The following is a 23916-nucleotide window of genomic DNA, read 5'->3' as shown; positions in this document are numbered from 1 at the left end:
CGCTTGCAGATGAAGGCACCGTGGATACCGGGTGTTACATGTTCTGAAGGATTATTTAGTTAACAAAGCCGAACCCTGGGCGTAGCGTGGAATCGAATTCGATACCTTGTCGCTCCTCAGGAGGCTTTTCATGAACGGTCTGGCTCGCGGGCTTGCCGCACTCATCGCGCTGGTCTGGACCAGCGGCGCGGCCTGGGCTGGCGCCCCTAAAGCACCTCCCACCCATCAACACCCTCTGCAATTGGCGCAGAACCTGCCCAGCAGCGGCAACAACGACCCCTACAGCAACCCCATCCGTCGCGCCAACCCCAACAGCATGCAGGGCACCCAGCCCAGCAGCCCGCCCGTGCGCGGCCCCAGCACCGCTCCGACCGGTCGCCCGCCAACCCTTGAGAACGGTGGCATCGGCAATGGCTACCCGCGTGGCGGGGTGCAGCGACCCAACCCTGATCCCCGGGTGCAAAGCCCCCGCGACAGCGATCCCGGCAACCGGCGCTGAAGCACTGTCCTGCCACCCTGGCGGCAGGTGCGAAACCTGCTACCGAGGATTTTCTCGATCGACAAAAGGAAGCGAGCATGTTGCGTAAAACCCTTATCGCCACCTTGTGCTCCAGCGTCTTGCTGGGCAGTGCCGTGCCCGCCATGGCCGCCACACCCCAGGCTTTTCCCAGTGAACAGGGCACGCTGAACCTGACTCCGGTGGCTGCCGGCCTTGACCATCCCTGGGCCCTGGCATTCCTGCCGGACCGCCAGGGCATTCTGGTGACCGAGCGCCCGGGCAACCTGCGGCTGGTCGGCGCGGACGGCAAGCTTTCGGCGCCCCTGAGCGGGGTGCCCAAGGTCTGGGCCAAGGGCCAGGGCGGCTTGCTGGATGTGGCGCTGTCGCCGGACTTCAAGCAGGACCGCATGGTGTATCTGTCCTATGCCGAAGGTGGCGGCGCGGGCGGGACTGCCGGCACCGCCGTGGGCCGTGGCCGTTTGAGCGATGACCTGAGCGGGCTCAAGGATTTCCAGGTGATCTTCCGGCAGGAACCCAAGCTGTCCACGGGCAATCACTTCGGTTCGCGGCTGGTGTTCGACCGCGACGGCTACCTGTTCGTGACCCTGGGAGAAAACAACGACCGGCCCACCGCCCAGGACCTGGACAAGCTCCAGGGCAAGATCGTGCGCCTGTACCCGGATGGTCGGGTGCCGGATGACAACCCTTTCGTCGGCCAGGCCGGGGTGCGCCCGGAGATCTGGAGCTACGGCCACCGCAACCCCCAGGGGGCGGCGCTCAACCCCTGGAGCGGCACCCTCTGGGAGAACGAACACGGGCCCAAGGGTGGCGACGAGATCAATATCATCGAGCGCGGCAAGAACTACGGCTGGCCTCTGGCGACCCACGGCATCAACTATTCCGGCCAGCCGATCCCCGAGGCCGTGGGCCAGACCGCGCCCGGCACCGTGGCGCCGCACCATGTGTGGGAGAAGTCCCCCGGCATCAGCGGCATGGCCTTCTATGACAGCGACCGCTTCAAGCCCTGGCAGCACAACGTGTTCATTGGCGCCCTGGCCAGCCAGGAGCTGATCAGGCTGCAGTTCAACGGTGATCGGGTCGAGCACGAGGAACGCCTGCTGGGCGGGCTCAAGGCGCGTATTCGTGATGTGCGCCAGGGCCCGGACGGCTACCTCTACATCCTCACCGACGAGGACCAGGGCACGCTGTACAAAGTCGGCCTGCAATAGCCCCGGGCTCCCTTGCAGGCGCCGACAGGGGCCGCGCAAGGCTTGCGGGCCTCTTCGCCGGCAAGCCGGCTCCTACGGGTGGGCGCGCGCGGGGAAGAGGATCACCGCGGCGCGCAGTTTGCTGCTGCCGAAGCTGCACATCTTGGCGAACTCGCCGTGACTCACCGGCAGGTGCTGGCAGTCCAGGGGCTGGCGGTGCTGGCTGTGGTCGACATCCGGGTCGTGGAGGTAGACGAAGTCCTGGTCGCAGTCGGTGACTATCACCCAGTGCGGCGCCTTGGAGCGGGTCAGGCGATAGCTGCTGATCAGCACCAGGGGCTGGCCGCCTTCACGCAACAGGCCGGGCAGGTCCAGCGGCCCGCCGAGCACCTGCTGCACTTCGCTGGCATCCAGTTCCTTGCAGAACTCATCGTGGACCAGGCGCATGACGTCCTTTTTATGTTCGTCGCGCACGCCGTTGAGAAACAGCGGCCCGCTGCTGTTGACCTGCAAGCGCACGGCAAAACCGCGGCGCCAAGCCGCCAGGGCCAGGCCCTGGGGGCTGCAGCCACCATGGCCCGAGGTCATGAAGACGGTGGTGGCTTCACGCCAGATCTGCAGTTCCTCCCGACGCTCCAGGGGCCGTGAAGGTTGCAGGGCGCCCATGGCCATCAGCAGGCAGGCGGGGCCGCAGGTGAAGTCGGTGGTCTGTTGGTAATAGGGCACGCGGATGCTGCGGGTCTCGCGGTGCTGGAGAATGCGTTTTTCCAGGCGCAGGGCGTCGGCGTGGTCCTGGTAATAGTCGGGGACCAGGGCGAAGCGCCGGTAGCCGTTGCGCTCGTACAAGGCGATGGCCGCAGGGTTGTCGGTGCGTACCTCCAGGCGCAGGTAGGCGCAGTCATGGGCCAGGGCACAGGCCTCCATGCGTTGCAGCAGGCGCTTGCCCAGCCCCAGGCCCCGGGCGCTTTCGGCGATGGCCAGGGAATACAGGCGCGCCAGGGAGGTGCCGCGATGAAACAGCACCAGGGCATACCCCAGCACCTGCGCCTGCTGTTCGGCCACCAGCAGCTGCCCATGGGCGCGGCTGATCATCCACTGGAAGCTGCGCGGGGTCAGCCGGTCGCTGGTGAAACATTGCTCTTCCAGCGCCACCAGCGCCGGCAAGTCCTCGAGGGTTGCAGTGCGAAAGACAAGATCCATATGACCGCCGTAAAAGTTGCGTAATGAAACGAGACTTCAAAAAAAGTTCGTGCTTAATAGAAAGGGTCAGGTTCTTCAGCGAGAGCGAACTTTATGTCAGCGGTACAAGGTCATTGGCGAGAAGTATCCGGGCAAAGTTTGCCTGCGACAATCACTTCCTCAACTAATATTGCCCGGCTGGACAAAACCTCAAGCCAGGTAATCATTATTGTCGAACGCAAGGAAGACTGGGCCTCGTACTTTCCCAGCGACGACATCCTCACGGCCCAGGAGTACCTCGAACACAGCCGCGAAAGCGCGCCCGGCAAGCGCGTCCAGGTGATCAACCTGTGCCGCAGCTACAAGTACCTGGGGCATGGCTACTATTGCTCGCTATTGGCTGAAGCCCGCGGCCACCGGGTGATTCCCTCGGTGCGCACCATCAGCGAACTGACCCGCAAGGCGCTTTACGGGTTGGCCCTGGACGATCTCGACAAGAGCCTGGAAAAGGCCCTGAGCAATCATCTTTACCGCGATACCGAAGGCTTTACGCTGACCCTCTACTTCGGTCGAACTCATATAGAGCCCTTGCAGGAATTGGCTCGGCAATTGTTTGAACTCTTCCCTTGTCCGATCCTGTTAGTTGATTTCAAGCGAACTAACAGTTGGCACATCGAAGGCGTCAAGTCGGGGGCGCTGCATAAGTTGCGCGAAGATCAGGAAGATCAGTTCGCCAACTCCCTGGACAGTTTCAGCCGCAAGGTCTGGCGGGTTCCGCGCTCCCGGCAAGTGGCCCGTTATGACTTGGCCATTCTCCATGATCCCCAGGAACTGCTGCCGCCTTCCAACCCTCGGGCGCTGGAGAGTTTCATTCGCGTGGGCAAGGGCCTGGGCATCGATGTGGAACTGATCGAGAAGAAGGACTATTCGCGGCTGGCCGAATATGACGCGCTGCTGATCCGCGAGACCACCAGCGTCGACAACCACACCTACCGTTTTGCCAAGAAGGCCGAGAGCGAAGGGCTGGTGGTGATGGACGACCCGGCGTCGATTCTGCGCTGCACCAACAAGGTCTACCTCAGCGACCTGCTCAAGGGCCATCAGCTGGGCATGCCCGCCACCGAGATTCTCTACAAGGAGCGACCGCAGGATTTCGAGCGGGTCGGCGAGCGCCTGGGTTTTCCCCTGGTGCTGAAGATCCCCGACGGCTGTTTTTCCCGCGGAGTGATCAAGGTCGAGAGCCAGCAGGCCTTGATGGAAGCCACCGCCGAGCTGTTCGAGCACTCGGTACTGCTGCTGGCCCAGGAGTTCTTCTACACCGAGTACGACTGGCGCATCGGCGTGCTCAACCGCAAACCGATCTTTGCCTGCCAGTACTTCATGTCCAAGGGCCATTGGCAGATCTACAACCACAAGGCCAAGGGCCAGGACATCAACGGCGAGTGCCGCACCCTGGCGATCCACGAAGCGCCCCGGGCGGTGGTGGATCTGGCGGTGAAGACCGCCAACCTGATCGGCGACGGCCTGTACGGCGTCGATCTCAAGCAGTCCGGCGACAAGGTGGTGGTGATCGAGGTCAACGACAACCCCAACCTCGACGCCGGCATCGAGGATGCCTACCTGCAGGACGATCTCTATGCCCTGGTGCTGGAGGAGTTTGTCCGCCGCCTGGAACTCAAGCGGCGCGGCCAGGCCTGGTAGGGGCCTTCATTGCGGTTGCAGGGTCAGCACCTCGAAGCCGTCCCGGGTCACCGCCACCGTGTGTTCCCACTGGGCCGAGAGGCCGTTGTCGCGGGTGACCACGGTCCAGCCATCCTTGAGCCCGCGGACCCGGGCGCTGCCCTGGTTGAGCATCGGCTCGATGGTGAAGACCATGCCCTCGCGCAGCTCCAGGCCGGTACCGGGACGACCGAAGTGGAGGATTTGCGGCTCTTCGTGCATCTGCCGGCCGATGCCATGGCCGCAGTATTCACGGACCACGCTGTAGCCCTTGGCTTCGGCATGGGCCTGGATGGCATGGCCGATATCGCCCAGCCGGGCGCCGGGGCGCACCACCTTGATCGCCGCCCACATGGCCTCGAACGTGGTGTCCACCAGGCGCCGGGCCTTGGGCCCGACAGTGCCGATCAGGTACATCTTGCTGGAGTCGGCGATGTAGCCGTTCTTCTCCAGGGTGATGTCGATATTGATGATGTCACCGTCCTTGAGCACGGCCTTGGGGTGGGGCATGCCGTGGCACACCACCTCGTTGATCGAGGTGTTGATGCAGTAGGGGTAGTTGTACTGGCCCTTGCTGGCCGGGCGCGCCTTGAGTTCATGGCGGATCAGGTGTTCCACCGCGGCGTCCAGCTCCAGGGTGGACAGGCCGGGGGCGACAAAACCGTCGAGATAGGTGAACACCTGGGCCAGCAGCCGCCCGGCTTCGCGCATCAGCGCCAGTTGTTCCGGGGTCTTGATCAGGGCCTGGGTCATGCGCGCCCCCTGAGCAGGTCGGGTTTGTTCAGCAACAGCTTGTTGATCAGGTCGTTGTAGGCCAGGTGAGGGTTGAGTTCGGCCAGCAGGCCGATCTTCATCCAGAACTCGGCCTGGGCATTGATCGAGCGGTCCATGGCGGCGCTGGCCACGCGGATCTGCTCGTGCAGTTCATCGGAGATCTTGACGATGCCCATGGGGGCCTCCCTTGAGGAAATATACGAATCATATATGTTTCGTATATTGAGCTTCAAGCCACGGTGCCCAATGACAGACGTCGCCGTTCAAGGAGGCCGGGAAAAAAGCGTTGACCGGACCCTGCTGGCGCGAGTAATTTCCAGCCCATGACTTTCCCTGCATATCGTTTCCAGCCAAGCATTATTACCGCCATTCCTTATTGGCGGGCTTGCTGACGACTGCACCCAACCCGCCCTGGAGGCGGGTTTTTTCTCTCTGTCTCCCGGGCTTCGTACACAGCCAGGAGATCCACCATGAGTCGCCCCAGCCGTTCTGCCAACCCCCAGCCCAGTGCCGACATGGCGTTGCTGGAGCGCTACGTGAAGATGATTCTTGCGGCGCCGGTCTACGACCTGGCGATCCGTACGCCGTTGCAGGCGGCGCCGGCGCTGTCCGAGCGGCTGGGCAATCAGATCCTGCTCAAGCGCGAAGACCTGCAACCGACCTTTTCCTTCAAGATCCGTGGCGCCTACAACCGCCTGGCGCACCTCACCCCGGAGCAGAAGCTGCGCGGAGTGGTCACCGCGTCCGCCGGCAATCATGCCCAGGGCGTGGCGCTGGCGGCGCGGGAACTGGGGATCAAGGCAAGCATCGTGATGCCCGCCAGCACCCCGGAACTCAAGGTACTGGGGGTGCGCAGCCGCGGCGCCGAGGCGATCCTGCATGGCCAGAGCTTTCCCTTCGCCCTGGAGCATGCCCTGGATCTGGCCCAACGCACCGGCAGTACCTTTGTTTCACCCTTTGATGATCCCCATGTGATTGCCGGGCAAGGCACCGTGGCCATGGAGATCCTGCGCCAGCAGCAGGGCGAACTGGACGCGATCTTCGTTCCGGTCGGCGGTGGCGGGCTGATCGCCGGGATCGCCGCCTATGTCAAATACCTACGGCCACAGATCCGCATCGTTGGTGTCGAGTCCGAACATTCCAACTGTCTGCAACAGGCTCTGGCGGCAGGGCAGCGGGTGGTGCTGCCTGAAGTGGGAACCTTTGCCGACGGCGTTGCGGTGGCGCAGATCGGTGAGCATGGTTTCCAGATCTGCCGGCATCACGTGGATCAAGTGATCAGCGTCAGCAACGACCAGCTGTGTGCGGCGATCAAGGACATCTACGACGATACCCGCTCCATCACCGAGCCCTCGGGCGCCCTGGCGGTGGCGGGCATCAAGGAATACGTGGCGCAAAGCGGCGTCCGCGGCCAGACCCTGGTGGCGATCGACTCGGGGGCCAACATCAACTTTGACAGCTTGCGCCACGTCGCCGAACGCGCCGCCCTGAGCAACGCCGCCTTGTAGGAACAGACCTGCCAGCGAAGGCGCCCTGCGCAGCGATGCAAGCTTCACCGGCAAGCCGGCTCCTACGACAGCAGAGGGCGCATGAAGCTGCGTTCGTAGCTGAGGATGAAGCGCTTTTGCACCACCGCCGCTACCAGGGCCACGCTTTCCGGGTCACTGAGGGCGCTCTGGCGGTAGGCTTCGTAGTCCGCCAGGGAAGGAAAGCTGAACAGGCAGTAGGCGATGTTGCTGGCACCTTCGCAGGGCAGGAAATAGCCGTGGTGGGTGCCGCCCAGCCGCCTCACCACCGCGATCCAGGCCTTGGAGTAGGCTTCGAACTCGGCCAGTTGGTAGGGGTCGATCACGTATTTGACATGGCAGGTAATCAAGGGCGGCACTCCGGCTGGGGGGATGGCTTATTCCTGGCGGGCGTTTTCTGTCTTGTCCGCGGCGCTCCACAGGCGGTAGCGCACTTCCACGTCCTTGGGCGCGTAGATCACGATCGGCAGCTTGCTGTTGTAGCGCAAGACGAAGCCGTCACCGGTCACCGGGACGGAATCCTCGCGGGTCTTGCCGTCGGGGCAGGCCATCCGCGTACTTATCGGGCCGCTGACCTGGTCCAGGCGGTAGTAGGGATAACCCCAGCCTTCGAGGTTCTTCTCTAGCAGTTTGCCGCCCAGGCGCTGCAGGTTGCAGTCCACGGTGAGGGTCTTGCCGGCGAGGATCTCGACCTTGTAGCGGTCTTCGTGCTGTTGCTTGGGCAGGTGGATGACCTGGCGGGTGAAGCCGTCTTCGGCCTTGGGGTAGGGTGCGGTGTCTTCGAGCTTGGCGGCAAAGGCCTGGGCGCAGAGAGCCGAAAGCAGGGTGACGCTGGCAAGGGGGAGCAGACGCATGAAGCCTCCTGGCTGATTGAAAGCGCGATACACCCGTTTGAGTGGGCGCCTTGGGGAAAGTCCGGCCCGGGCATTCTGACCGGCGCCCGAGGCGCAATGCAAACGTCCTGGGTAGCAGGGCATTTTGCAAGGCCAACTGCCTGCTTTCTTGCACTTTGCACGGCTGCTCGTACGCCGCGTGCCGATTTCGCAGGGCCCTGTGGCGCTGCCGGCCAGGCACGTTTCCTGCTGCTTTATCAATCAGGCCCGCGATTGAGCAAAACCTTGAAACAAGACCAGTTGCACGCAAATGGAGGGATAGGCCGGCGGCCAGTATGGGCTGGCAGCCAACCCAGCGAAAAACCCCGGTGCTCAGAGCGAAATCGAATTTAGCAGCCTCGGGAAAGCGGCTTAGTCTGTAGCTTGGCTCCGTCTGCAAGGATCAAGACCGGGCCCGGATCACTACCGAACACGGACGTCATTGTTGTCAGGTTGTTTGCCTATTGATTGGCCGTCTCGAACAAAGGAGAGAGTCGCCATGTTTCTATCTGCCCTTGAACTGCGAAATATCATTGAAAGCAGCTTTCTGCCCAAACGCTGCCAATGCACCCTAAGCCCCGACCTGTCGATGACCGTGAAGGTCTTCGGCGACCATCAAACCGACCGGGTCGATCTGGTGGTTACCGGCATCGATGCCTCGCAGCTCAACGGCTGTCGGGAAATCAACGAGCTGATTGCCGAATTGCGCTACGACCTGGCGCACAACCCTCGCCAGGTTGCCCCTCTGCGGCGTGCATTCTAGGCGCCTTCGGGAGTAGGGAATTCAACAGGGGGGCCGCCAGGCCGCCGCGAAACCCGGCTTGCCGATCGGCACCGGGCGTGATGAGGGGCCGCAGCGCGGCCCCGTGTGAGCGTGTTGCACAGCCTCAATTATCGGTGGTGCACGCATCCGACATCTTTCTGTAGGTGATTTCCTCGGGCTTGCCCTGGTTGTCGATGAACTTCATGTCGGCGGTGATCACTTTGCACTCCTGGGTCGCAGGTTCGGTCATCGAGATCACTTTGCCCACATGCAGCGGCATTCCATAGTGGTAGGGCACGGCGGTGGTGCTGTCTGCCTGGGCCAGGCCACTGAGGGCACTCAACAGCAGGGCGGTGGCAGTCAAACCGATACGCAGGTTCATGGCAATTCTCCGATTCAGGCTACGTCAGTTCCGCGCCAATCAGGCGTTAGAACTTGCCGCGCAGCGCTTCAGATTGTTCTGAACTAGCGCGGTCAATGACACTTTTAGCCTGACGGATTAATTGCCGATTAAATTGCATAGGGAGCTAATGTTTTTTACAGCTCGCTGTAGGCAATGCGTTGATACCCGGGCAATGCCTGTTGCAGCAGTTGCTCCAGAGACTGCTGCGCCGGCAGGTAATCGTCACCGAAATCACCCTCGGCCAGCTGGGTCGGGTGGGCCACCACTTCAATCACGCCGGTCGGGCGAAAACCTTCCAGCAGGTCCCTGGGCGTGCACACGCTCTGGGCCCCGGCCCCGCACAACCAGCGGATACGCAGGTTGAGCGCGCTCTTGAACAACCGCTTGATTGGCCCGATGTTGCCCCCCACATTGCGCGCCAGGCGCACCGGCACCCCTTGCTGCGCGGCGAAGCGAGCGACGATGGCTGCCACCGGCCACAGGTTGTGCACGTGCTGGTGGGAGTCGATATGGCTGGGCCGCACGCCCTGATCGACACAGCGCTGCCACTGGGCCTGCAACTCCTCGCGCACTGCCTCGGCCGCCGCGGCCGGCAGGCGCAGGGCCGAGCGCCGCAGGTTCAGGTCGAACTGCCCCTGAGGGTCACAGAACAACGGCTGGTGGCGCATCGCCGGGCTCAGTGGCGCGCCGTAGGTGAGGTTGAAATGCAGGCCGATGCGTCCCAGCAAACCGTGCTGCTGGGTCAGTTCACAGGCGTCGTTGAACGCCGGCATGTTGGCCATCAGGGTCGCCGAGCTGATCACCTCTCGCTTGAAGGCGCGCAGGGTCAGCTGGTTGTAGTCCAGGTCGAGACCGAAGTCGTCGGCATTGACGATGACCCGGTGGGCCCGGGCGGCAGTCAGGGGGCGGTTCATGGGCGGGATCCTTGTACGGTGTTGGCCTGGCGCCGTTCGCGCCAGGCCTTGAGGCGCGGCTTGAGCCACTGCCAGATGCGTTCGGCGGTACCGGCCAGCAGCGCTCGCGGGCGCCAGGAATAGAAGCTCCAGCGCTGGTGTTCCACCAGGCCGCTCATGCGTTCATGCAACTGATGGCTGGAGCGGCTGAGGCTCACCCGCGAGGCATCGACCCACTGCCAGCCTTCGTCCAGCCCCCAGCGGATCCACTCATCCAGCAGCAGCCGGCCGCTACCCAGGTTCTTGTATTGCGCCAGGAAGGCGATGTTGTAGTCGTACAGGCGGCCGCGCTCCAGCAGGCCGAGGCGATAGCTGATGCAACGGCCCTGGTGTTCCAGCATCACCACCCGCACACAACCTTCGGCGGCCAGGCCGCGCAGGGCGCTGGCCATCCATTGCCAGCGCAGCTCCCCGGAGAAGATCCCCAGCCCGTCTGCGCCTTTCCAACTGGCCTGTTCCACCTCGCGGAGCATTTCCAGCACCCTGTCCATGCCGTCGGCCTGGGGCGCCATGCGGATCACCCGAGCGTCGATTTCCGCGCAGCGTTTCTTCGCCCGGCGCAGCTCGTAGCGCAAGGTGCCGGTGGCTTCCTCGCGGTCGCTGTCGACAATCAGGTGTTCCGGCGCCCGGCAGCTCAGGGCCTGTTCGCTGTACCAGCTGGCCCGGCGCCAGGGCGCCAGCAGGCGCTCGGCGTCCACCAGTTCATGAAGTTGCAGCAGGTCATGGGGCAGTTGCCGGCGGATCTGCTCCAGCACCTCGGGCATGGCGCCTTGCGCCGGGTCCGCGACCAGCAGCGCCAGGCGGTCGCTCAGCGGATGCCCCAGGTGGCGTACCACCTGCAGGCGCAGGCCGGCCCGGGTTTCGCGGCCCAGGGTCAGCGGCAGGCAGAGCACCAGGCGCTGGCCGTGCCAGCCCAGGAGGATCTGCAAGTGCCGGTGATCCAGGGCCCGTTCCGCCCCCTGCAGCCAGCTCAAGCGATTGAACGGCGTGGCCTGTGGCACTTGCTGGTGCAGTTGCTCATAGGCCGCCACGGGAAAGTCCTGGGTGCAGAGGCTGGCGCACCATTGCCAACGCAGGCTCACGAACGTTCCTTGTCGATAGGGCTGGAACCGCTGGGCTGCTGTGCCAGGCGCCCGCGGCGCAGGTGGTGCAGGCGTGTCTGGTGGTAGGGCCGGCGGCGGTGGAAGTGCAGGCAGCGCAACAGGCAGTAGACATGCAGGGATTCACCCACTTCCTGGAACCCCAGGCGCATGTGCATCTTCAGCGCCGGCTCGTTGCGCACGTTGACCAGGGCCCGGGTGGCCTTGAAGCCGCGCTCGCGGTATTCGTCCCAAAGCAGCTTCTGCGCCAGGATCACCACCCCCGAGCCGCGATACGGCACCGCGCACTCTCCGGCGAACTGATACAGGCAGCCCGGCGGGATGCGCATCCAGCAGCGGTACAACTGATCGTCGTAGTAATCGCGCTCACTGATCCACACCATCATCATCACGTTGCCGTCTTCATCCAGGTGTGCGCTGCCGCGGCTGCCTTTGTCCAGCAGGCCGCGAATGGCCGGCAGTTGCGCCTTGAAGTACTTGTCGAAGGCCGGCAGCAGCTCGCGGGTGATGGGCACCTGGGGCCAGCGGCCGGGGTTGATGGGGCAGGGCACCGGCAAGGCCAGGGAGCGTTCCAGGGTCAGCAATTCCCAGTGGTAATAGAAGAAGCGTTCACGCAGCACCCGCAGGCTGCCACGCAGGCCCTTGCGGCGGATTCTGGCCAACAGGCCGGTCAAGCGACTCATAGGGTTTTCCAGGTCAAGGCAAACAGGGTTTCACCGGGCACCTGCAACTGGGCCCGGCCATTGCTGCACTGCACGGCGGCGGAGCGGCTGTGCCCGTCGGCGCCGAGCAGTTCCAGGCTCGGGCCGGCCTGGCAGATCTGCTCGGCGCCGTCCAGGTCGATGGTTTGTGCGCGCGGGGTCTTGGTCACGCCCAGCAGGCTGTGGCGCGGACCATCGCGCAGTGCCAGGGCATCCACCTCGAAGGCCGGGTTGTCCAGCGCCTGGACCTGCCCCAGCCAGTGCTGCTGGATGAATTGCTGGGCCACGGCCACCGGCTTCAGGCTGAAGCGCTGGGCGTCGTGCTGGGCCAGCATGCCCTTGGGGTACTCGGGCTCATCGGCGGCCTGGAACCAGTTGAGCATGTCCAGCAGGCCGTCCTGGGAGGCATTGGCCACCACCGACATCCACCACAGGGCGGCGTAGTGAGTGTCCTGCTGATAGGGGCTCAGGTCCGGGCCGCTGGAGATATTGGTCTGGCTCAGCAACAGCGCCTTGCGCGGCCGGCCCAGGTCATCCAGGCCCACCAGGTCGGCGGCGGCGCGCACGCTGGCGCGGTAGTGGCGGGTGGCCAGCAGGTCGCGGACCATCCACTCGTGCCAGGCCATGGCGTCGATATCGGCGCCGTGGGCCTCCAGCAACTGGCGCGCCCAGTCGATGCCGCGGCGCTGCCCGGCACCGATGCGAAACGGCCCGTCCAGCAGCCGCGAACTGACCGGCATGGCAATGCGCACACCTGCGGCCCGGGCGTCGGGGTTGGCCTTGACGTGCTCCAGCATGCGCCCGAAGTAGCTGGCGAACACGGCGTAGCTGGGGTAGTTGAGGTTGGGTTCGTCGGCGAACGCCAGGTAGTGCAGGCCCTGGTTGCCCAGGCGCACGCTGTCCGCCAGCCAGGCGTCGAGGCCGGCGAAGCTCTGGCTGTCGGCTGCCAGCACCGCACGGCGCCCGGTGCCCGCCAGCAGGGTGATGTCGCGGTCGATCTTGAACGTTTCGCGGTACAGCCGGCGAAAGCCCAGCTCGCGCTGGGGTTCCTGCTGGATCACATCGACGAAGCTGTAGAAGTTGGCCGCCCGCGGCCCCAGGGCCCGCAGCAGTTCAAAGGTCGACTGCGGCGGCTGGGCATAGGGCAGGGCGATCCCCAGGTGCGGGCTCGGGCCGCGCATCTGCGGCTTGAGGCTCAGCTCGACCCGGCCCGGTGTCCATTGCAGCGGGTGCAACTGGCGCAGGTCCTGGGCGAACAGGTTGGCGGTGCCGTCGAGCCAGAACGCCACCTTGCCCGAGCCGCCCAGGGACAGGCGCCAGACCTCGTCCTGCTGGGCCACCGGCAGCGGGATCTGGTCGAACTGACCGTACTGCGGGTGCTCCACCAGCTTCAGGCGCAGCAACTGGTGGTCACTCAGGCGCGTGGCCTGGAGCACGCTGACCCCACCGTAATACTTGCCCGCCAGTACCGCCTGCTCTCCGGCGGCCACGCGAAAATACAGCTCCACGCCACTGGGCACGTCGGCGCTGAAATGCACCTTGGCCGGTTCGAACTGGGCCCGGGTGGCGCTGTCGTGGCTGACCTTGAAGTTGCGAAAGCTGTAGCCCGGTACCTGCAGCCGGTAGTCGCCCTGGGCCGCGGGCAGTTGGACTTCCCGCTGGCCGTAGGGTTGGTCGGCGCGAATCTCCAGCTGTTGCAGCAACTGGCCGTCCGGGTGCAGCAGGTACAGCTGCTCCTGGTTGGCGTCGCTCTGCCAGGCCGGGCTCCAGCGCAGGTGCAGGGTGTCGCCGGCCTCGGCTTGCAGGTACAGGCTGCCGTCGCGGATATCGCCCCATTGCAGGGGCGCGGCGTGCAGGGCAGTGGCCGCCGAGATCAGCATCAGGGCGAGCAGGGAACAGGGTTTCATTGAAGCCTTTCCTTAGGGCGCAATAACTGGCGCACGTAGACGATGTCTCCAGGTAACAGGATCAGGGTGCGGTACCAGGCCACACCGCTGAGGTGGCAATACAGGCCGAGCATGGCCAGGCTCACCGCGAGGTAGGCGATGGACGAGGCCAGGCCGGCGCCGGCGATGCCCAGCGACGGGATCAGCAGCGCATTGAGCGCCAGGTTCAGCAGGGCGCCACCGGCCAGCAGCAGCGACAGCGTGCCGGGGCGCTGCTTGCCCAAGAGGTCCAGGCGCAGGATGCTCGCGTAGCACAGGCCGAACAGCCCGGGCAGCAAGGCCAGCAGGGCATCGTAGGCCGGGGCGTAGTCGGCGCCGAACAGGGTGACAATCAGCCACTGGCCGATCAGCGCCATGCACAGGCAGGCGCCGAGCATCACCGTGGCGGTCAGGCGCAGGGCCAGGGCGGTCAGTTGCTCGATGCCCGACCCCTGTTGCAGCAGGCGCTTCATCAGTGGCGTGGTCACCGCCTCGGGAATGATCAGCAGCAGCTCGGCGGCGGCGCTGGCCATGGCGTACCAGCCCAGGGCCGCGGGGTCGAGCAGGGCACCGATGAACAGGTAGTCCGAACGCAGCATCAATTGTTGCGACAGCACCCCGGGGTGGCTCTGGGCGCTGTAGCGCAGCAGCTTGCCCTGTTCCCCGGCCTGCCAGCGCAGGCCCAGGTCGTGGAAGCGTCGCAACCAGCACCAGCCAACCACCACCACCAGCAAGGTGCCCCCCAGCCAGCTGACCAGGGCCGCCGACAGCGGCTGGTCGCGCCAGATCCACCACAGGCCGACGAACAGCAGCAGCGGCACCAGGGATTCCAGCAGGCGCAGGGCATTGAAGGCTTCGACCCGGCCATCGGCGTTGTGCAGGGTCAGCAGGCCGCTCTTGAGCACGGTGATAGGCACCGCCAGCAACAACAGCCAGGCCAGGTCCCCCAGTTGCAGGCTCAGTTCCCACTGGCTGCCCAGGGTGTTCATCAGCGCCAGCCCGGCCAGGGTCAGCAGGCTGGCCAGCAGGCAGCCGTAGACCAGCACCTGGGTCAGTAGCAGGCCCATGGGCCGCTGGCGCGCGGCTTCATAGCCGACCGCGGTGTTCAGCCCGCCGCTGGTCAGGGCGGCAATCAGGTCCGGCAGGGTGCTGAGCAGGGCGAACAGGCCGCGATCCGCCGGGCCCAGCAATCGAGCCAGCAGCACGTTGCGCAGCAGCCGCAGGCCGATCATCGCCAGGCGCGTGCCCATGCTCAGGGCCAGGTGCCAGAGGTAGCCGCCGCGCTTCATGCCCGGGCTCCCTGCAGCAGGCGCCAGGCCAGCAAGCCGGGGCGGGCGGCGCTGGCGTGGCTGACGTCGATGCGTGGCAAGGCCAGGAGCGGGTTGCCACTGGCCTCGATCAGCCCGGGGCGGGTGCCCAGGGCGTAGCGATAACCCAGCCCGGCGACGGCGGCGCGCACCTGGGCATTGTGGTCGCCATTGGGGTAGCAATAGACCCCCAGCGGCGCCTGGCAATGGTTCTGCAACGCCTGATGGGAGCGTTGCAGATCCGCTTTCAGCGCGGCCTCGTCAAGGCCGGTGAGAATGGCATGGCTGGCGCCGTGGGGCCCAAAGCGCACCAGTGCCGAACGCTCCAGGCGCTGCACCTGGGCCCAGTCCAGGCTGTGGGGGCCGTGCTCGTTGGGGCAACTATCGGCCAGGGCCTGGAGGGTGGGCCCGGGCAGGGGCTTCAAGCGTTGCAGGTAGCGCCCCAGGAGCCGGCTGCGGGCGTCGCTGTCACCCGGCTGCAACAGTTCGGCCGCAGGTGCCAGTTGCAGCGCCTGCAACTGTTCCAGCAGCGGCCGGGCCGCGGCGCTTGCGGGCCGCAGCCAGAGCGTTTCGCCGATGGACTCCCACCAGAAGCCCTGGGCGCTGCCGATGAAGTCGGTGGAGAGGAAGATGCTCGCCGGCACCTCGTAGCGCTCCAGCAGCGGGTAGGCCACCTCGGCGTTGTCGCGCCAGCCGTCATCGAAGGTCAGGGCCAGGCGCGGCCGGTCACCGCCGGGGTATTGCAGCAGGTGATTGAGCGGCACACAGTCGAAATGCCGCCGCAGCCAGCGCAGCAGGTGCTCGAACTGGCGCTGGCCGACGCACAGTGGCGCCCGGTGTGGCCGGCGGGCGGCCTGCTCGTCGGCCAGCACCCGGTGCAGCATCAGCACCACCCCGGCTTCGCTGAGGCGGGCGCGGCCGACGCTGTGCAAGTAGGCGCTGCCCAGCAGGCGCTTGAGGTTGAGTTTGAGGTTCATGTCAGCGGTTCTGTTGTGGGTTCCACAGGGCATAGCGCTGCCCGCGGAGAAATTGCCAGAGGCCCATGCTCATGCCGGCCATTGTCACAAGCACGAAACCGGCCAGGCGAAACACCTTGGGCAGGCGCCCGCGGCGGTCCAGCAGGCCCATGATCCCGGCGCCGTAACCCAGCACCTGGGCCAGCAGGGCCAGGCTGTAGAAGGCGCCGGCATTCCACAGCAGCAGGCTGCTGACCAGCAGTGGCAGCAACAGCACCGGGGCCAGGCGGCGGATCAGCTTGTGGCTGATCAGGGCGATGGCGTAGGCACCGTGGCGCAGTGGGTTCATCAGCTCGCGGCGCTGGGCCAGGCTCTGCAGGCCGCCGACGGTGACCCGCAGGCGCCGCCGGTACTGCTTGCCGGCTTCGTCCACGCCCTGGTCCAGCACCTGGGCCTCCTCGACATAGACGATCCGCTTGCCGGCCACCGGGGCGCAGGTGCTGATGAAGAAGTCATCGTTGACCTCGGCCGGAACCCGCTGGAACAGTTCGCGGCGCAGGGCCAGCAGCGCGCCGTCGGCGGAGACCATGCAGCCGGTGCGGTTTTCCGCCTGGCGCAACCAGGCCTCGTAGTGCCGGTACAGGCTGTCTCCCAGGCTCAGGTTGTGCCCGGGGTCGGGGATGATCATGTGCCCGCCACAGGCCCCCACCTGCGGGTCGGCCAAGGGCGCCAGCAGCTTGCCCAGGGTGTCGTGGGACCACTGGTTGTCGGCGTCGGTGAACACCAGGATGTCGTTGCGCGCCAGTTCCACCGCGGCGTTCAGTGCCCCGGCCTTGCCCACCCGGGGCAGGTCCAGGACCACGATCCGTGAGTCGCGCACGCCCAGGGCCGTGGCCACGGTGTCGTCGCTGGAACCGTCGCTGGCGAGGATGATCTGCAAGTCGGTGGCCGGGTAGTCCTGCTGCAACAGGGTGCGCAGCTTGTGCTCGATGTGCGGGCCTTCGTTGTGCGCGGCGATGATCACGCTGACCGACAGCGGCGCGCCTTCCTGCACCGGCCGCGGCCTGACGAACAGGCTGAGCAGGGCCAGCAGCAGGGGGTAGCCGGCCCAGGCATAGAAAGGCAGTAGCAGGCACAGCCAGAAAAGTGTTTTAGCCACGGTCAGGTCTCTCGGCAGAACGGTTGAACAGGGCCTGCACCAGGGCCAGGGCGCCCAGGTGCAGGCGCACCCAGTGCAGCAGCCAGAGTTGCAGGACGAACAGCGGGTCGCGTTGGCGCAGGCCCTGGCGCACGGCCAGGGCCAGGGGCGCCAGCGCCCCCAGCAGCAGGCACAGGCCCGCGGCGCCGGGCAGGCCCGCGAGCAGGCACAGCAACGCCACGAGGCTGAGCAGGGCGCAGGCCAGGCACAACAGGGGAAAGCGCAACAGGCGCAGGCTGAGGCCACTGCCCTTGAGCAATTGCACGTGGCTGCCCTGGCGCCAGCGTTCCTTGCCGGCCCATTCGGCCCAGCTGGCCTCGTAGCCCCAATGCAGCACCTGGGGCTGGGGCAGGCTCAACTGGCGGGCGCCGGCAGCGTGCAGGCGCAGGCCGAAATCCTTGTCCTCGCCGGTGCGCAACTGCTCGTTGAAGCCGCCGACCCGTTCGAACCAGGCCCGCTGCAGGCACAGGTTGGGGGTGGGCATCCACGGCAGTAGCCGGGGTTGCGGATCGCCGGCCAGGCTGCGGCGCTGCCAGGCCCGGGCGAACCAGGGGGCGCTGGCGGGTGCCGCGCAGTCCAGGGCGAAGACCTCGGCACGCCGCTCGGCCTGGGCCTGCTGCCAGAGCTGCAGCCAATTGCCGGGCACTTCGATGTCGGCGTCGAGGAACGCCAGGCTATCGCCGGTGGCCACCGCCGCACCGCGGTTACGCAGGGCGCCGATGCCGATGCCCGGGCACAGCAGCACCCGCGCGCCCAGCTCCCGGGCCCGTTGCGGCCCCTGATCGGTGGAGCCGTTGTCCACCACTATCAGTTCGCAGTCCAGGGTCGCCGCCCGGGCGGCGCGCAGCACGCTGTCCAGGGTGCGGGTGATGTGACGCGCCTCGTTGTACATGGGCACGATCACGCTGATCCTTTGCATCTTTGCCTCCCTTGGCCAGATTGCGTTGTTGTCGTGGGCGCCGGGTGAGGGCGCGGTGTTGCTGTTCTGTCGGTACTGCTCCTGGGGGCCAGAAGGCCCTTCGGGCCTTGTCGCAGCCTGGGGCAGTGGCTACACGCGGCGTTGTCAGGCCGGGGCCGGGCGCGGCACGGGAGCGTCTTCTGCCTGCAGGCGCAGGACGCTGGACAGGGCCAGGAAGATCCACAGGTACTTGTGGTTCGGCGCGCTGAGAAACAGCAGGAACACCGCCATGGCCAACAGGCTCAGGCCCAGGTGGGTGGCGATATCGGCCTGTTCGCGCTGGCCCCGGGCAAGAAAGCCCTGGCGCGCCCGTTCGAAGTTGCGCAGGCCCATCAGCATCAGCGCCACGAAGCTCAGGCCGCCGGGAATGCCCAGCTCGCTGAACAGCTCCAGGTAGGTGTTGTGGGCCCGGCGGAACAGGTCCGGCTCGTTCATGTTTTCCGAGAAGCTGCTGGCAAAGCCGGTCTGCGCGTAGTGGATCGGGAAGGTCCCCAGGCCCGAGCCCAGCAGCGGGTTCTGGCGGATCATCTGGCCGCCCACCACCAGGTAGGAGGTGCGCCGGCCCAGGGAGGTGTCCGCCGAGTGCGCGCCGGACTTGAGCATGCTCAGGGACTGGATCCGCGCCACGTACTCCGCCGGCAGCACGGCAATGCCCAGGGGAATGACGATGGCCACGGCGAACATGGCGAAGCCCAGGTGCTTGGGCCGCAGGCCCTTGAGCCGGTCGCGGTAGTGCCAGACGCCGATGGCAATGGTGAACAGCACCACCAGCAGGCCCGAGCGCGAGTCGGTCTTGGTCATCCCGGCCATCAGGGTCAGGCTGATGCCGACCCAGAACAGCCGCACCGGCCAATGGGGCGAACGCAGGGCGAGGAAGATCGCCGGCGGCACCGCCATGGCGATCAGCAGGGCGAAGTAGTTGGCATCCTGCAACAGGCCGATGGCCCGGCCGCCCACCTGGTACTTGGCCGATACCAGGGCGATCACACAGGTGATGGCCACGCTCACCGCCAGCAGGCGGCAGAGCATCAGCAGGTTGACTTCCCGGGCAATCAGCAGGGTGACGAAGAACAGCACCAGGCCCACTGCCAGCTCCCGTAGGCTGTCCAGGGACACCAGCAGGTTCTCGCTGTACAGCATGCTCAGCAGCAGGCACAGCAGGAATGGCCCCAGGGCCCGCCACAGGTTGCTGCGCAGGCGGGTGTCGGGGATCTGCCGCAGCAACAGCTTGAACAGCATGATCAGGATCAGCGAGGCGCCCAGCAGCTTGGCCCCGGAGAACGCGCTGTCCTTGAACAGGCCTTCGAAGGGCACCAGGGCGCAGATCCCCAGCAGGCCCCAGCCCGGGCGCCGGTACAGCAGCGCCAGGCCGAACAGCCCAACCACCACCAGCGGCGCAAGAAACGGCCAGGGGCTGGCCAGCAGCAACAGTGCGGCCAGGCCCAGCAGCAAACCCAGGAACGGAGCGGCGATCATACTCGGGAGCTCTCTCTGGCGACGCGGTACAGCTCATCCCAGCGGCGAGCCAGGGTGGGCAAGTGATAGTGCTTGCGCTGGGTGACCTGGGCGGCCTTGGCCAGCTCCCCGGCCAGTACCGGGTCGTCCAGCAACTGGCCGATGCAGCGCCCCAGCCCGGCACTGTCCAGGGGCTTGGCCAGCAGGCCGTTGTGCCGGTGCTGCAGCACATCGGGAATCCCGCCCACGGCAAAGGCCACCACCGGGGTGCCGGCCTGCATGGCTTCGAGCAGGATCATCGGTGTGCCTTCGGTGCGTGAACTCAGTACCAGCACATTCAGGCGCTTGAGCCAGGGCTGCATGTCGTTCTGATAGCCCGGCAGCAGGATGCGCGTGGCCAACCCGGCTTCGTTGATGCGCTCGCGCAGGGCCTGGTTCTGTTCACCATCGCCCAGCAGCACGGCCTTGAGCGCAGGGCGCTGCTGGCACAGGTCGATCAGCGCATCGAGAAACAGGTCCGGGCCTTTTTCCGCGCTCAGGCGCCCGACGAAACCCACCAAGGGTTCCATTTCGTCGCGGCGTACTTCGGGCTCGCGCAGCGGCGGCCCGTCCAGGCTCGCCGGCAGTTCCAGGGCCGGCTCCGGCAGGCCGTTGGGGATCACCCGCAGCTTGCCCTCGGCGACCCCCGCCTCCAGGTGCAGCAGGGCAATGCTCTGGGCCACGCAGGCGACCCGGCGCACCCGGCGGCTGCGGCACAGGCGCAGGCTGAGCCAGGTGTAGAACTTCTGTTTCAGGCTGCGCGGGGTGAAGCCGTGCTGGGTCATGACCAGGGGCAGGCGCAGGCGCCGGGCGCAGACCCAGGCAAACACCTGGGCCTTGAAGTTGTGCGCGTTGAGCAGCCCCGGCTGTTGTCGCAGGTGCGCCAGCAGTTCCTGCAGGCAGTGGCAGTTGTGGCTCGCCACGCCGGCCTCGGCGAAACGCTGCAGCAGCGCATCGGGGGCATTGATGAACACCACCCGATGCTGCCCCGGGGTGCCCAGGCAATGATCCAGCAGCATGCGCTCGGCACCGTAGAAACCGCCGCTGTGGATCAGGTGCACGATAGGCTGCGCGGCCATGCTCAGGTCGCTCACTGTTTGGCCCAATGCCAGGCCCAGCGCCAGGTCCAGCGCGGGTACGGGTTGACCTGGGGCTGCTCGACCGCGTTGAGCACCATCAGCACCGGCAGGCCGAGGTGATCACTGACCTGGGCCGGGTGCTTGAAGCGATGGTCGAAGAACTCGTAGACATAGCCCAGGGCAATGGCCAGCAGCAGGCCGGTGAGCAGGCCCAGGGGAATGATCAGCATCGGCTTGGGGAACGCCGCTTCGCTGGGTTCGTAAGGCTGGCTCAGGACCCGCGCGTTGGACAGCTCGCCACTGATCAGGCGCTCGCCACGGCTCTCTTCGTAGCGCTGGGTGTAGGTGAAGAAGGCTTTGTGCAAGGCATCGATTTCAGTGTCCAGCTGGCGCAGTTTGCTCAGGACCTCTTGCAGGTCGCGCACCCGCGCCTTGTAGTCGTTGATCCGCGCGGTCTTCTGGGCGATCACCGACTGGGTGATCTGCAAGTCACTGCTGCGCTCGCGCACGCGGTTTTCCACCACCTTGAGGAACTGCGCCCGGGCCCGCACGATCTGCTCGCGCTGCTGCTGCATGGGCACGCTGTCGGCGCGGTAGGTGTCGGCGGTGGTGCCGTACTGGCTCACCAGGTTGGTCAGCTGTTCGCCCAGTTGCTTGATCTCGCGGTCTTCGTAGGCAACGTTGTCCACGGTGTTGGCGAAGGCGAAGGGGAAGGTGTAGTCGGTGAGGCCGGCCTTGCGCGCGGCAGCCAGGTTCTTCTGCAGGTAATCCAGGCGGCGCTGGTTCTCCAGGGCCTGGTCGCGGTAGCCGTTGAGCGATTGCTCTTCGGTGTTGATGGCGTTCAGGCGGAAGGTGATCTCTTCCTTGGGGTCGGAGGCGTGGGCCGCTTCCAGCAGGGCCTGGCGCTTGCCTTCCAGGTCATCCAGGCGCGACTGGTACTGGGCCTTCTTCTGTTCGTAGAAGGCTTCGGGCAGTTCGTTGGATTGCAGGTCCTGGCGGTTCTTCAGGTAGTTGGCCAGCAGGCGCTCGACAAAGCGCGTGCCTTCGGCGGCGTTGGGGCTGGCGTAGACGATGGAGATCACGTTGGAGCCGGGCAGGGTGCCGATCTTCAGGTCCTTGACCGCCTGGTCGGTGAAGGCATCCAGGCTGGTATCGCGCACCGGGTCCACGGCCAGGCCGAAGAAACCGCGTACCGGGTTGATCACATGGTTGCGCAGGGGGTCGATCAGGCCATTGCGGATCGGCTTGACGATCAGCCGGGTCAACAGGCCCTCGCTGCCGCCGAACTGGCCTTCGCGGCGCAACTGGTCGATGGTGTCGCGGATCAGCGTGGGTGAACGCAGGATGTTGCTCTCGGTCTCCATGTCCGCCAGCGACGGCGGGATGAACTTGTCGGAGTCCGGGGCGAGCACGGTGTTGGCGTCGGTCTGCGAGAGTTTCTTGGACTGCACGATGACTTCGGCAGTGATCTCGAAGCTCTGCTTGAGCACCAGGGGCAGCAGCAGGGCGATCACCGCGAAACCCAGGAACACCCGTTTGATCAGGCGCCGATTGACAAAGAACACGAGCAGGAACTCGTGCAGGTAGTTTTCGATCTTGGTCATCAAGAGGGAACTCAGTTGTTGTTCGTTTCTTTGTTGTCGACGCGGTAGCCGAAGCTGAACCCGACACCCTGGAACATGATCACGTCCGCCAGCTGCTTGCTCAGGGCGCCGGCCTTGGCCAGGCGGGTCTTGGGCACATAGAGCATGTCGTCGGGCTGCAGGTAGGCGAATTGCAGGGCCTTGCCGTCCAGCGCCGCGTCGGCGTCGTAGACCCGGGCTTCGACCTGGTTGCCCTTGCGCCGCATGATCACCACCGAATCCAGGCGTGCAGTGGGGCCGGCCCCCTTGGCCAGGGTCAGGGCCTCAAGCACCGAGATCGGCCGGCGGATCGGGTAGGCTCCGGGCTGGCCGACTTCGCCCATGACGAACACCTCGTTGGAGGCGGTGGTCTTGAGCAGCACATCGACGCTCACCGAACCCACCTCCTTGGCATAGCGCTGGTTGACCAGGGTCTGCAGCTCGCTGAGGCTCTTGCCCTGCAACGACAGGCTGCCCAGCAGCGGGAAACTGGCGCGGCCGTCGGAGCCCACGACGATCTCGCGGCTAAGCCCGGTGGCCGGGTTGGTCAGGCTGGTGCGCAGGTTGTCCAGCTGGGCCATGGCGTGGGAGATCGAAAAGTTGATCTGCGGCTTCTTCAGCACCTTGGCGTATTGGGTTTCCAGGACCTGGCGCGCCTGTTCGGCGGAGAGCCCGGCGACCTGGATATTGCCCACGTAGGGCATGTCGATGCTGCCGTCGGGCAGCACCAGTTTGCTGCCGCCCAGTTCCGGAGCGGTGAGGAAGGTCACATCCACCTGGTCGCCAGGCTGCACGAGGTAGCGCTGCTGGCTGGTGGTGCCGATATGGAAGATCACGTCCAGCACGTCCTGGGGCCGCAGCACCTGCTCGATGGGCACCACCTCGGTGAGCTGTGCCTGGTCGGCCGGGGCGCTGAGGATCTGCACCGGCATCTGCTGCGGCTCGCGATTGACGCAGCCGCCCAGGGCCAGCAGCAGTGACAGGCTCAGCAGGGAAAGTCTTGGCTTGTTCATGGTTACACGGTCCTTGTGCCGGTCAGAGACGGTCATAAACCCACTTGGGCATGTAGTACTTGCGGGCGTTGAACACGCTGCCGATCAACTTGGCCTCGGCCTGGATCAGGCGCTGGGCGGCGGCCTGGGCCACTTCCCAGCGGGTTTCCTCGCTGCGCACCACCAGCACCACGCCGTCGACCTGGGTGGCCAGGGTGAGGATGTCGCCGCTGCTGTAGACCGGGTCGCCGTCGATGATCACGAAGCGGTATTCCTCGGCCAGGGCCTGCAGCAGTTCGCGCAGCAGTTCCGGGGTCAGGCGCTCGCTGTACTGCTGGCGGCGGCCCAGGGGCAGGAAGTCGAAATTCACCGCGTCGCTGCTCTCGATGCACGAGGCCAGGGGCGGCGGGGTTTCGGCCAGTGCCAGGTCGAGGAAGCCGGGCCGCTCATCCAGGGCCAGGCGCCGGGTCAGGCTGCTGTCCGAGAGGCTGGTGTCCACCACCAGCACCCGGCCGCGGCTGGTGCGCGCCAGTTCGTTGGCCATGCTCAGGCTGCTGCTGGTGACGCCGCTGTTGCGGTTGGCCGCGGTCAGCAGGATGACCCGCAGTTCCTGGTCGAGTACGGTCACCGCCAGGTTGCTTTCGCTGGGGCTCTGGATCTTCAGACTGGCAAAGGTTGCTGCCGCCAT

Annotated in this window: 24 protein-coding genes; 5 read left to right on the top strand and 19 right to left on the bottom strand. The window is 65.8% G+C overall.

What is annotated here, in order from left to right:
* Positions 1–130: 130 nt before the first annotated feature.
* Positions 131–499, top strand: coding sequence for a hypothetical protein (locus KI242_RS16295; RefSeq protein ID WP_077934159.1), 369 nt, complete (start codon positions 131–133; stop codon positions 497–499).
* 77 nt (positions 500–576) lie between these two features.
* On the top strand, positions 577–1728 hold the full coding sequence (locus tag KI242_RS16290) for a PQQ-dependent sugar dehydrogenase (RefSeq protein ID WP_065364102.1): 1152 nt from the start codon (positions 577–579) through the stop codon (positions 1726–1728).
* Between the two features lie 72 nt (positions 1729–1800).
* Here the strand turns inward: KI242_RS16290 and KI242_RS16285 are convergent, their stop codons facing one another.
* On the bottom strand, positions 1801–2907 hold the full coding sequence (locus tag KI242_RS16285) for a GNAT family N-acetyltransferase/peptidase C39 family protein (RefSeq protein WP_015635683.1): 1107 nt from the start codon (positions 2905–2907) through the stop codon (positions 1801–1803).
* Positions 2908–3000: 93 nt separating this feature from the next.
* Here KI242_RS16285 and KI242_RS16280 point away from each other — a divergent pair, with 93 nt between their 5' ends.
* Positions 3001–4587: a RimK family alpha-L-glutamate ligase gene (locus KI242_RS16280; protein ID WP_015635682.1), complete on the top strand. Its 1587-nt coding sequence runs from the start codon at positions 3001–3003 to the stop codon at positions 4585–4587.
* A 6-nt stretch (positions 4588–4593) separates the two neighbouring features.
* On the opposite strand, the gene map is transcribed toward KI242_RS16280, so the two are convergent.
* Positions 4594–5358, bottom strand: a complete 765-nt coding sequence (map, locus tag KI242_RS16275) for a type I methionyl aminopeptidase (protein WP_011061387.1) — start codon at positions 5356–5358, stop codon at positions 4594–4596.
* On the bottom strand, positions 5355–5555 hold the full coding sequence (locus KI242_RS16270) for a ParD-like family protein (protein ID WP_011061386.1): 201 nt from the start codon (positions 5553–5555) through the stop codon (positions 5355–5357). Before KI242_RS16270 ends, map begins: the two co-directional genes overlap by 4 nt.
* A gap of 294 nt (positions 5556–5849) precedes the next feature.
* On the opposite strand from KI242_RS16270, the gene ilvA reads away from it, so the two are divergent.
* Positions 5850–6887 carry a threonine ammonia-lyase, biosynthetic gene (gene ilvA / locus KI242_RS16265; RefSeq protein WP_212805342.1) on the top strand — a complete coding sequence of 346 codons (1038 nt, stop codon included), beginning with the start codon at positions 5850–5852 and terminating at the stop codon, positions 6885–6887.
* 62 nt (positions 6888–6949) lie between these two features.
* On the opposite strand, the gene KI242_RS16260 is transcribed toward ilvA, so the two are convergent.
* Together KI242_RS16260 and eco are read right to left on the bottom strand one after the other, a co-directional pair.
* Entirely contained in the window at positions 6950–7255 is a 306-nt protein-coding gene (locus KI242_RS16260; protein WP_053151739.1) for an NIPSNAP family protein, read from the bottom strand.
* 27 nt (positions 7256–7282) lie between these two features.
* Complete coding sequence (gene eco / locus KI242_RS16255; protein ID WP_212805341.1) at positions 7283–7759, bottom strand: serine protease inhibitor ecotin; 477 nt, start codon at positions 7757–7759, stop codon at positions 7283–7285.
* Between the two features lie 517 nt (positions 7760–8276).
* Between eco and KI242_RS16250 the strand changes: the two genes are divergently transcribed.
* Positions 8277–8540, top strand: a complete 264-nt coding sequence (locus KI242_RS16250) for a DUF1652 domain-containing protein (RefSeq protein WP_011061382.1) — start codon at positions 8277–8279, stop codon at positions 8538–8540.
* Between the two features lie 124 nt (positions 8541–8664).
* Here the strand turns inward: KI242_RS16250 and KI242_RS16245 are convergent, their stop codons facing one another.
* From KI242_RS16245 to KI242_RS16180, 14 genes are all read right to left on the bottom strand, one after another.
* The gene (locus KI242_RS16245; protein WP_011061381.1) at positions 8665–8922 is read right to left on the bottom strand and encodes a DUF2790 domain-containing protein; all 258 of its coding nucleotides are present in this window, start codon (positions 8920–8922) and stop codon (positions 8665–8667) included.
* A gap of 155 nt (positions 8923–9077) precedes the next feature.
* Positions 9078–9857 (bottom strand): ChbG/HpnK family deacetylase, encoded by a 780-nt coding sequence (locus KI242_RS16240; RefSeq protein ID WP_015635679.1) that lies wholly within the window; start codon positions 9855–9857, stop codon positions 9078–9080.
* On the bottom strand, positions 9854–10978 hold the full coding sequence (locus tag KI242_RS31990) for a GNAT family N-acetyltransferase (protein ID WP_212805340.1): 1125 nt from the start codon (positions 10976–10978) through the stop codon (positions 9854–9856). Before KI242_RS31990 ends, KI242_RS16240 begins: the two co-directional genes overlap by 4 nt.
* Positions 10975–11679, bottom strand: a complete 705-nt coding sequence (locus KI242_RS16230; protein ID WP_011061378.1) for a GNAT family N-acetyltransferase — start codon at positions 11677–11679, stop codon at positions 10975–10977. The genes KI242_RS31990 and KI242_RS16230 overlap by 4 nt, the downstream gene beginning before the upstream one ends.
* The gene (locus KI242_RS16225) at positions 11676–13604 is read right to left on the bottom strand and encodes a hypothetical protein (protein ID WP_212805339.1); all 1929 of its coding nucleotides are present in this window, start codon (positions 13602–13604) and stop codon (positions 11676–11678) included. Before KI242_RS16225 ends, KI242_RS16230 begins: the two co-directional genes overlap by 4 nt.
* A complete protein-coding gene (locus KI242_RS16220; protein WP_015635676.1) occupies positions 13601–14911 on the bottom strand; it encodes an oligosaccharide flippase family protein in 1311 nt (436 codons plus the stop codon). The genes KI242_RS16225 and KI242_RS16220 overlap by 4 nt, the downstream gene beginning before the upstream one ends.
* Positions 14908–15906, bottom strand: a complete 999-nt coding sequence (locus KI242_RS16215) for a polysaccharide deacetylase family protein (protein ID WP_125063364.1) — start codon at positions 15904–15906, stop codon at positions 14908–14910. Before KI242_RS16215 ends, KI242_RS16220 begins: the two co-directional genes overlap by 4 nt.
* A 1-nt stretch (position 15907) precedes the next feature.
* Complete coding sequence (locus KI242_RS16210) at positions 15908–17044, bottom strand: glycosyltransferase (protein WP_212805338.1); 1137 nt, start codon at positions 17042–17044, stop codon at positions 15908–15910.
* Positions 17037–18002, bottom strand: coding sequence for a glycosyltransferase family A protein (locus KI242_RS16205; RefSeq protein ID WP_065364096.1), 966 nt, complete (start codon positions 18000–18002; stop codon positions 17037–17039). Before KI242_RS16205 ends, KI242_RS16210 begins: the two co-directional genes overlap by 8 nt.
* A gap of 144 nt (positions 18003–18146) precedes the next feature.
* Positions 18147–19517 carry an O-antigen ligase family protein gene (locus tag KI242_RS16200; protein ID WP_015635672.1) on the bottom strand — a complete coding sequence of 457 codons (1371 nt, stop codon included), beginning with the start codon at positions 19515–19517 and terminating at the stop codon, positions 18147–18149.
* Complete coding sequence (locus KI242_RS16195; protein WP_015635671.1) at positions 19514–20614, bottom strand: glycosyltransferase family 4 protein; 1101 nt, start codon at positions 20612–20614, stop codon at positions 19514–19516. Before KI242_RS16195 ends, KI242_RS16200 begins: the two co-directional genes overlap by 4 nt.
* Positions 20615–20625: 11 nt before the next feature.
* Positions 20626–22218, bottom strand: a complete 1593-nt coding sequence (locus KI242_RS16190; protein WP_041118261.1) for an LPS biosynthesis protein — start codon at positions 22216–22218, stop codon at positions 20626–20628.
* An 11-nt stretch (positions 22219–22229) separates the two neighbouring features.
* Positions 22230–23249: a polysaccharide biosynthesis/export family protein gene (locus KI242_RS16185; protein ID WP_011061369.1), complete on the bottom strand. Its 1020-nt coding sequence runs from the start codon at positions 23247–23249 to the stop codon at positions 22230–22232.
* A gap of 22 nt (positions 23250–23271) precedes the next feature.
* Positions 23272–23916: a CpsD/CapB family tyrosine-protein kinase gene (locus KI242_RS16180; protein ID WP_011061368.1), complete on the bottom strand. Its 645-nt coding sequence runs from the start codon at positions 23914–23916 to the stop codon at positions 23272–23274.

The organism is Pseudomonas sp. Eqa60, from assembly GCF_018326405.1.
GTDB lineage: Bacteria > Pseudomonadota > Gammaproteobacteria > Pseudomonadales > Pseudomonadaceae > Aquipseudomonas > Aquipseudomonas protegens.
The sequence above is the reverse complement of the archived record's forward strand: the minus strand, read 5'-3'. Positions and strand labels throughout refer to the sequence as shown.

What these genes read in the sequence shown, in the direction of transcription:
- KI242_RS16215 (WP_125063364.1), bottom strand. Translation starts at nt 15,906, where the DNA reads ATGAACCTCAAACTCAACCTCAAGCGCCTGCTGGGCAGCGCCTACTTG.
- ilvA (WP_212805342.1), top strand. Translation starts at nt 5,850, where the DNA reads ATGAGTCGCCCCAGCCGTTCTGCCAACCCCCAGCCCAGTGCCGACATG.
- KI242_RS16295 (WP_077934159.1), top strand. Translation starts at nt 131, where the DNA reads ATGAACGGTCTGGCTCGCGGGCTTGCCGCACTCATCGCGCTGGTCTGG.
- KI242_RS16245 (WP_011061381.1), bottom strand. Translation starts at nt 8,922, where the DNA reads ATGAACCTGCGTATCGGTTTGACTGCCACCGCCCTGCTGTTGAGTGCC.
- KI242_RS16250 (WP_011061382.1), top strand. Translation starts at nt 8,277, where the DNA reads ATGTTTCTATCTGCCCTTGAACTGCGAAATATCATTGAAAGCAGCTTT.
- KI242_RS16195 (WP_015635671.1), bottom strand. Translation starts at nt 20,614, where the DNA reads ATGGCCGCGCAGCCTATCGTGCACCTGATCCACAGCGGCGGTTTCTAC.
- KI242_RS16230 (WP_011061378.1), bottom strand. Translation starts at nt 11,679, where the DNA reads ATGAGTCGCTTGACCGGCCTGTTGGCCAGAATCCGCCGCAAGGGCCTG.
- eco (WP_212805341.1), bottom strand. Translation starts at nt 7,759, where the DNA reads ATGCGTCTGCTCCCCCTTGCCAGCGTCACCCTGCTTTCGGCTCTCTGC.
- KI242_RS16205 (WP_065364096.1), bottom strand. Translation starts at nt 18,002, where the DNA reads ATGCAAAGGATCAGCGTGATCGTGCCCATGTACAACGAGGCGCGTCAC.
- KI242_RS16290 (WP_065364102.1), top strand. Translation starts at nt 577, where the DNA reads ATGTTGCGTAAAACCCTTATCGCCACCTTGTGCTCCAGCGTCTTGCTG.
- KI242_RS16285 (WP_015635683.1), bottom strand. Translation starts at nt 2,907, where the DNA reads ATGGATCTTGTCTTTCGCACTGCAACCCTCGAGGACTTGCCGGCGCTG.
- KI242_RS16190 (WP_041118261.1), bottom strand. Translation starts at nt 22,218, where the DNA reads ATGACCAAGATCGAAAACTACCTGCACGAGTTCCTGCTCGTGTTCTTT.
- map (WP_011061387.1), bottom strand. Translation starts at nt 5,358, where the DNA reads ATGACCCAGGCCCTGATCAAGACCCCGGAACAACTGGCGCTGATGCGC.
- KI242_RS16225 (WP_212805339.1), bottom strand. Translation starts at nt 13,604, where the DNA reads ATGAAACCCTGTTCCCTGCTCGCCCTGATGCTGATCTCGGCGGCCACT.
- KI242_RS16270 (WP_011061386.1), bottom strand. Translation starts at nt 5,555, where the DNA reads ATGGGCATCGTCAAGATCTCCGATGAACTGCACGAGCAGATCCGCGTG.
- KI242_RS16280 (WP_015635682.1), top strand. Translation starts at nt 3,001, where the DNA reads ATGTCAGCGGTACAAGGTCATTGGCGAGAAGTATCCGGGCAAAGTTTG.
- KI242_RS16240 (WP_015635679.1), bottom strand. Translation starts at nt 9,857, where the DNA reads ATGAACCGCCCCCTGACTGCCGCCCGGGCCCACCGGGTCATCGTCAAT.
- KI242_RS16220 (WP_015635676.1), bottom strand. Translation starts at nt 14,911, where the DNA reads ATGAAGCGCGGCGGCTACCTCTGGCACCTGGCCCTGAGCATGGGCACG.
- KI242_RS16180 (WP_011061368.1), bottom strand. Translation starts at nt 23,916, where the DNA reads ATGGCGGCAGCAACCTTTGCCAGTCTGAAGATCCAGAGCCCCAGCGAA.
- KI242_RS16200 (WP_015635672.1), bottom strand. Translation starts at nt 19,517, where the DNA reads ATGATCGCCGCTCCGTTCCTGGGTTTGCTGCTGGGCCTGGCCGCACTG.
- KI242_RS16185 (WP_011061369.1), bottom strand. Translation starts at nt 23,249, where the DNA reads ATGAACAAGCCAAGACTTTCCCTGCTGAGCCTGTCACTGCTGCTGGCC.